This window comes from Listeria sp. ILCC792 (assembly GCF_900186135.1).
Lineage (GTDB): Bacteria > Bacillota > Bacilli > Lactobacillales > Listeriaceae > Listeria > Listeria goaensis.
In genome coordinates, this window is record NZ_FYBO01000016.1 from 40,270 (window position 1) to 46,269 (window position 6,000).

General features: G+C 41.6%; 8 protein-coding genes and 3 pseudogenes. 9 read left to right on the forward strand and 2 right to left on the reverse strand.

The features are described 5' to 3' along the window. Positions 1–61: 61 nt before the first annotated feature. Positions 62–472: a helix-turn-helix domain-containing protein gene (locus CFS60_RS13255; protein WP_088810470.1), complete on the reverse strand. Its 411-nt coding sequence runs from the start codon at positions 470–472 to the stop codon at positions 62–64. 178 nt (positions 473–650) lie between these two features. Here CFS60_RS13255 and CFS60_RS13260 point away from each other — a divergent pair, with 178 nt between their 5' ends. From CFS60_RS13260 to CFS60_RS13275, 6 genes and pseudogenes are all read left to right on the forward strand, one after another. After that, on the forward strand, positions 651–971 hold the full coding sequence (locus tag CFS60_RS13260; protein ID WP_088810469.1) for a hypothetical protein: 321 nt from the start codon (positions 651–653) through the stop codon (positions 969–971). A 14-nt stretch (positions 972–985) separates the two neighbouring features. Beyond that, positions 986–1,270 carry a holin gene (locus tag CFS60_RS13265; protein ID WP_088816079.1) on the forward strand — a complete coding sequence of 95 codons (285 nt, stop codon included), beginning with the start codon at positions 986–988 and terminating at the stop codon, positions 1,268–1,270. Next, positions 1,267–1,821, forward strand: a pseudogene (locus CFS60_RS14115) (M15 family metallopeptidase); the annotation flags it as partial. The gene CFS60_RS13265 and the pseudogene CFS60_RS14115, both read left to right, overlap by 4 nt. Before the next feature lie 48 nt (positions 1,822–1,869). Beyond that, positions 1,870–2,037: pseudogene (locus CFS60_RS14170) on the forward strand (hypothetical protein); the annotation flags it as partial. A 6-nt stretch (positions 2,038–2,043) separates the two neighbouring features. After that, positions 2,044–2,265 (forward strand): hypothetical protein, encoded by a 222-nt coding sequence (locus CFS60_RS14175; RefSeq protein WP_369823205.1) that lies wholly within the window; start codon positions 2,044–2,046, stop codon positions 2,263–2,265. A gap of 116 nt (positions 2,266–2,381) precedes the next feature. Further along, positions 2,382–2,816 carry a DUF805 domain-containing protein gene (locus tag CFS60_RS13275; RefSeq protein ID WP_088810466.1) on the forward strand — a complete coding sequence of 145 codons (435 nt, stop codon included), beginning with the start codon at positions 2,382–2,384 and terminating at the stop codon, positions 2,814–2,816. A gap of 53 nt (positions 2,817–2,869) precedes the next feature. Here CFS60_RS13275 and yidA read toward each other — a convergent pair whose 3' ends face one another. Next, positions 2,870–3,682: a sugar-phosphatase gene (yidA, locus tag CFS60_RS13280; protein ID WP_088816077.1), complete on the reverse strand. Its 813-nt coding sequence runs from the start codon at positions 3,680–3,682 to the stop codon at positions 2,870–2,872. A 114-nt stretch (positions 3,683–3,796) separates the two neighbouring features. Here yidA and CFS60_RS13285 point away from each other — a divergent pair, with 114 nt between their 5' ends. The 3 genes and pseudogenes from CFS60_RS13285 to CFS60_RS13295 all read left to right on the forward strand — a co-directional run. After that, positions 3,797–4,297: an N-acetyltransferase gene (locus CFS60_RS13285; RefSeq protein ID WP_088810464.1), complete on the forward strand. Its 501-nt coding sequence runs from the start codon at positions 3,797–3,799 to the stop codon at positions 4,295–4,297. A gap of 13 nt (positions 4,298–4,310) precedes the next feature. Continuing rightward, complete coding sequence (locus tag CFS60_RS13290; RefSeq protein ID WP_205408904.1) at positions 4,311–5,072, forward strand: nucleotidyltransferase domain-containing protein; 762 nt, start codon at positions 4,311–4,313, stop codon at positions 5,070–5,072. Positions 5,073–5,287: 215 nt separating this feature from the next. Next, positions 5,288–6,000, forward strand: a pseudogene (locus CFS60_RS13295) (hypothetical protein); the annotation flags it as partial.

A 6,000-nucleotide genomic window follows, 5' to 3' on the forward strand; every position in this document is an offset into this window, starting at 1 on the left:
ATAATCGCATGCTACGTTTATACCCATTTTTCTTTTTATTTTTTTACAAAAGTTAGCTGTCCTAGTTCTTTTTGATATTCTCAATAAAGCCCAGAATTTCTTGCATTTCAAGCTCTGTGACATCGTCCTCCAAATGAGCCGCGATGGTCGAGGAATCTAGAACTTTCATTTGTCTTTGTGCTGCCAGTTGTTCCGCCGCAAAATTGTAAACCAGCCTTTGTCTATCCGGCTCTAGCTCTTCAAAAATTGCGATGAAATCTTCGCTTGTTTCAGTTTCCCACCCCATCAATTTACTCGGAGTCGTTTCTAACATATCAGCAATCGCCTTGAGCATGCCAACAGGCAGTTTTTCAATCTCACCGTTTTCATATCTAAAAATAGTCGACCTGGAAACCGCTAACTTTTTAGCAATTTCATCTGCGCTAATCTTTAATTGTTTGCGTCTTGTTTTTATTCGCTCACCAACATGCATTGAAAGCCCCTCTTTCCAGAGATTTATAGAAAGTATATCTTATCTCACCAAGTTTTACAATGGATAGTCGCATTTTTGCGATACTTTTTTTGTGAGAAAATCAACAATCGCGTATAATGAAGGAAGTTGCAAAAATGCGACTTTTTAAAAGGCTGCTATCAAAACGGAGGTGTTGAAAGTGGAAGTGATGAAAGAGAAGGTCGTGCAATTAGAAAATGAATTGGCATACTTGAAAAAGCGTGTCAAACATATCGAGGAGCAAAGCCATGCGAGAGAACTAAATGAACAACATGCACTAAATGAAATCAGAAACTCGCTAAAAGCACTAGAAAACGAGCTGAAAAATGCACTTACACAATCTGCTAGCCGCGAAAAACACGCACTTGATAGAGAAGTTTCAGCCAACATACGTGAAGAAAAAGCTTTGCGCTCGTTTTACTGGGCAATTGGTCTTGTTGCTGCACTTTTAATTGCAAGCATTGTCGAAAGCTTTTCATAAAGGAGATGGAAAAAATGAATTTTGGAGAAGAATTACTCGCTTATATGACGTTTTTAACAATTTCAACAACTGCAATTGTTCAAGTTGTCAAAAGCACAAATAAAATTCCGCGGCATTATTTGCCGCTAGTAAGTTTAATGATAGGTATTACGGTTGGAGGCCTGGCAACGTTTATTCCTGGTGCCGGCTCAATTTCCGTTATGTTATGGTCTGGCGGCTTAGCAGGACTAGGCGGTACGGGTTTGTTTGAACAGTTTACGAAACGTGATGGGAATTTGAAGGGGGATGACAGCAAGTGACGTATTACAGCGAGAGAAATTGGGCGAATATCGCAAAATTAGCCAACCAGACGAAAAAAGCGGCGACTTCGCTTTTAAAATGGGCAGAAGGGGAACAAATCGAAGTTTTAATTTACGAAACGATCCGAACTACTGCGCAGCAAAAGAGTCACGTGGCGAGTGGCGCATCACAGACGATGAAGTCTTACCATATTGTTGGGCAGGCATTCGATTTTGTCCCAGCGAAAGGGCAAACGATTCAGTGGGACGGGTACAACCGTGCAGATATGAAGAAGTTTATCGCAAAGGCGAAGACGCTCGGTTTTGAATGGGGTGGAGATTGGCGGGGGCTTGTCGATAAGCCGCATATGCAGTTCAATTACAAAGATTATGGTTCGGATTCGTTTGAAGCGAGCGCGCCGAAAACAGACGATCTAGGGCTCGTCGCGTATATGAATCTGATTGGGCTTGACTCAAGCTATGGTCATCGTATGGAGCTAGCCGCGAAGTACGGCATTACGGGCTACAGAGGAACGGCTTCGCAAAATATCACTTTATTGTCTAAAATAAAAGTAGCTCACAATACGAAAAATGATGTGAAGAAACATTCCATTTCTGCTACCGTCCAAGATGTTGCCCCACTACTTCCAAAACCGCAATTCAAATCACAAACGCCACTTCGGCTTTGGAAAACGGGTACAAAAGTCCAAATTCGGAAGCATTCGCGCTATTGGCACAAGACTTCCGTTCAAGATAAAAACGGGAAATGGGTTACTGGCTACATTTACCACTCGATGGTCACCAATTTGAAGCCTGTTAAAGGGACTGATAAATTTGAAGGGAAAATAAAAGCATTCGCGATTTGGTGGGACGACATGAACCTACACGGCGGCGCAATTTTAACCTACAAGCCTGGCACGAAGCTTAGTCATTATCCAGTGGAGAATGGGCTTAAGAGTGCCTACTTCGCGAAACAAAAAAAGGTTTTTTTTACACCGAATTACTTTTTGAAATAGTGTAAAAGTGTGGCTAAAAAAGAATAAATGGTTAATAAATTCGAAATTTAGACATATCATTCACTTTGAAAGTATAGTATAATAATTTGGATAGTTTAAAAAAGGGAGTTGAAAAAATGGGATTTTTAGAAGCTTATAAAGCCTATTGGAAGAATTATGTGAACTTTAGTGGGCGTTCAACACGTTCGGAATACTGGTATACTATCCTATGGAATGCGATTATCATGGCAATCTTTTGGATTTTAATGCTAATCGTTGGTCTTTCTTCTGCAACAGCAGCAGCGGGTACAGCTTATCCGGGGGAAGTTTTTGGAGCAATGTATGCAGGACCAATGCTTTTTGTAGTCGTACTTGTATGGCTCTTTGGAATCGCGAATATTATTCCGGGAATTAGCCTTATGATTCGCAGATTTCATGACATCGGAAAAAGTGGCTGGTTCGTGCTACTTGGTCTTATTCCGTTTGTTGGAAGCATTATTATTCTTGTTTTCATGTGTTTACCTAGCGTTGAAGGTGCTAGCAACACGAAAAATGATGAGTACGGGTTTTAAAAAATAGTTTAAAAAAAGCGCTGTAGTTATTGAAAACTACAACGCTTTTTAATTTAAGCATTCAAAATGAATTTTTCAATGGCCCGCGCGACACCGCTGTTATTGTTGGTTTCTGTAATGAAATCAGCCATATCTTTTAGGCGCGGGATAGCATTGCCCATCGCAACGGCAGTGCCTGCAAATTCAAGCATCGTTGTATCATTTTCATGGTCGCCTATGCACATCACTTCATCTTGTTTGATGCCAAGAAGTTCAGAAAGCTGCTTCACCGCATTTCCTTTACTTGCATTCGGGTTTAAAACTTCTAAATAAAACGGGGCACTGCGAACAAGGTGGTAATGCTCTTCAAGGTCGCTTGGTAGCTTCTTTATTCCCGCTTCGAGAATTTCTGGTTCGTCAATCATCATTGCTTTTGACATTTGGAAATCAGCCGGAATTTTCTCGATTTCAGTGAAAACGAGCTGACTCCCGGTTAAATAAGCTTCTACAATAGTGTATTTTCCAATGTTCCGATTCGCTGTGTAGAGCGTTTTATCATCGAAGAAGTGCATATGTAGTCCAGCATCATCACTTATTTTTGAAAGTGAAACGAGGTCGTCTTTCGTTAACGTTAAGTGCGATACGACTTCTTTCGTAAAGGTATCTTGAACCATGGCGCCGTTAAAGCTAATGACATAATCGCCTTCCTCGCGCAGTTCAAGTTCGCTTAAATATTGTTGCACGCCGACAAGTGGACGGCCTGTACATAAAACAATTTTTGTGCCAGCTACTTTTGCTTTTCGAATCGCTTCTTTCACTTCGGTTGTTACTTCGTGGTGGTCGTTTAAAAGTGTGCCATCAATATCAATTGCTACTAATTTAATCATAAGTTCAGTTCCTCCAATCATACCAATTAAGTATAGCATATTCCTGCTAGCGATTGAAGTTTACTAGGAAATATGGCAAGATGGAAGAAGAAATGTGGAAAAGAGTGTGACAGTATGAAACGTAATTATCATGTGAAATTTTTAAATGAAAAGGATATCGCTTTGGCTGAACATGTATGCGCCAAGTGCGAGGATTACTTTCAAATTGAGCAAGGGCGGAAAGCGAATTCAAGTGATGCGCACGCCATTTTAACGGACTTGCCTGATGGGAAAACGAAATTCGACAAGTTTGTCATGGCGATTTTAGATGATCAGGAAGAACCTATCGGCCTGATTGATGTTGTGGCGGATTTTCCAAAGAAGGGCGAATGGATTATCGGGCTGTTACTGCTTGTGCCAGACGCGAGGGAAGCAGGACTTGGACGCGTTTTACATCAAGTCATTCGCGACTGGGCGACAGACGGCGGCGCGAAGTCGCTCCGCATCGGCGTTTTGAATGAGAATGAGGCGGCAAAAGGTTTCTGGGAACATCTCGGCTACCAAAAACAGGAAGAAAAAACAACACAGTTTGGAGAAAAAACGCACGTAGTTAGCGTCTACACACTCCAAATTTAAGAAGGTGAGAAGCGTGTGGGAATGGGTTGAAAAGGAAATAAAACGAATTGAGCACGAACAAAACGTAACCATTTGGTATGCAGTGGAGTCTGGCAGTCGGGCCTGGGGCTTTCCTTCCAAAGATAGCGATTTTGATGTACGGTTTTTATATACACATTCTGAGGATTGGTATGTTTCAGTAGAGGAGCGGCGCGACGTGATTGAGTACCCGATTGATGACTCGCTTGACGTGAGCGGTTGGGATTTGAAGAAGGGCTTGCAACTGCTTCGGAAGTGCAATCCATCTTTACTTGAATGGCTGAATTCGCCAATTGTATATCGTGATAAAGGGAATCTTGCAGCTGAACTTCGCAAACTTTGTCGTGAAAATATGGCACTAAAACCGCTAATTTATCATTATTTACATATGGCGGAAGGAAATTTTCGCGAATATTTGCAAGGTGAGCAGGTGAAAATTAAAAAATATTTTTATGTGCTCCGTCCGCTTTTTGCATGTAGCTACATTGAAAAATATGAAGCGGAACCGCCTGTCCTCTTTGATGAAATCATGGCTAAAATTGAAATTCCCGAACCAATTCGCGAAATAACGTCTGAACTTTTAGTACGCAAAAAAGCAGGCGATGAACTCGATTTAGAACCGCGCCTTGATGAACTAAACGCCTATATTAACGAACAAATCGGCCATTTTAAACAATTTGTGCAATCCATTGATTCGCCCGAACCAATCGCCTATGCCAAATTGAATGCCGTTTTTAGGAAGTTTGTGCGGGAATAATGATGAAGAGTGTCCTATAAAGAGGAAAAATAAACAAGCATACAGCCAGTACGAATCTCATTTTCAAAAATGAATTTTACTAGCTGTCCGCTTGTTTTTTTATTTGTGCCCCGAAATCTGATATATATTACTGAAAAATTCACACAATGTCCACAGCTTGCATTTCTTGCGTATGCTAAACTAAAAGAAAAAGTAGTAAGTAGGTGAATGCTTTAGTGAAAGATATTCATTATCAGGAAGATGACTTTGAAAAAGCAGGAAAAAGCATTGGCAGCCTTATCGGGAAAGGCGCATGGGGAAAGGGTACAATCGACCATTTAAAGAAAGTTTCCAAGAATTTAGAAGAAGCCGAAGACGACATTGCCCGCTACGACACAGACGGCGTGATTTCCTTTCAACATACAAGCCGAACATCCAAGTATCAGGAGATTTTCGAGGATTTTGACGTCCTTTACCGTTTTTCCGACCAAATCGGGGACATAGTAAGCAACACGATCGACCACCCGTTTTATGAAAAGCTAGATGACTTTGTGGCAGGCATGCGCGACTTAGATGCGACCACGTTCACAACGGAAAACCGAATTGGAGCCACCACGACAACCACACAGTTTGAAAACAGCTATACGCAAAAACAAGTAGAGGTCCCAAAAAGTAAAGTGAGCCTCGAGGATTTATTCAGCGGGGACACCTTTTATGCCGACCAAATGAAGCTGCAGTATGATGCATGGAAACAGACGAACAAAGGAGAAGACGTCAGCCATCAAGATTTTCAAGCCGCGATGTTAAATTCCCGAGCCTTCGCCTACACGTCCATTAAAGATGAACAACAGAAGACAGAATTTTGGACACTCGTGGTCGCCACTATCGTCATCGTGGGTGTTTCCGCATTTTGCCCGCTCGCAGGTGTAGCTTTAAGTGCCGCTTACGG

What these genes read in the sequence shown, in the direction of transcription:
- CFS60_RS13255 (WP_088810470.1), bottom strand. Translation starts at nt 472, where the DNA reads ATGCATGTTGGTGAGCGAATAAAAACAAGACGCAAACAATTAAAGATT.
- CFS60_RS13265 (WP_088816079.1), top strand. Translation starts at nt 986, where the DNA reads ATGAATTTTGGAGAAGAATTACTCGCTTATATGACGTTTTTAACAATT.
- CFS60_RS14175 (WP_369823205.1), top strand. Translation starts at nt 2,044, where the DNA reads ATGGTCACCAATTTGAAGCCTGTTAAAGGGACTGATAAATTTGAAGGG.
- CFS60_RS13275 (WP_088810466.1), top strand. Translation starts at nt 2,382, where the DNA reads ATGGGATTTTTAGAAGCTTATAAAGCCTATTGGAAGAATTATGTGAAC.
- yidA (WP_088816077.1), bottom strand. Translation starts at nt 3,682, where the DNA reads ATGATTAAATTAGTAGCAATTGATATTGATGGCACACTTTTAAACGAC.
- CFS60_RS13285 (WP_088810464.1), top strand. Translation starts at nt 3,797, where the DNA reads ATGAAACGTAATTATCATGTGAAATTTTTAAATGAAAAGGATATCGCT.